Genomic DNA, 232 nt, shown 5'->3' with positions numbered 1-232 from the left:
AGAGCTTAGCGGATGCTGGACATTATGTCATTGCCCCTGAAGGTTTAAATAAGTACTACTTAGAAGGCTACTCAGGAAGGGACGGAGCGCATTGGATGACTAGCAATGATCGAGAAATAGCAATTACTAACTATCTAAACTTTCTAGACAGTATAGCAAATAAAGAAATGACTTCAAAGAAGCCTATTTCATTACTTGGTTCCTCACAAGGTGCTGCGACAGCTGCACGCTG

1 pseudogene is annotated in these 232 nt (G+C 41.8%); it reads left to right on the top strand.

From position 1 onward, the window contains the following. A pseudogene (locus I5349_RS14170) lies at window positions 1–232 on the top strand (alpha/beta hydrolase); the annotation flags it as partial.

This window comes from Penaeicola halotolerans, from assembly GCF_016464625.1.
Classification (GTDB): Bacteria; Bacteroidota; Bacteroidia; order Cytophagales; family Cyclobacteriaceae; genus Penaeicola; species Penaeicola halotolerans.
Note: the sequence above shows the minus strand (reverse complement) of the source record. Positions and strands in the feature narration are given on the sequence as shown.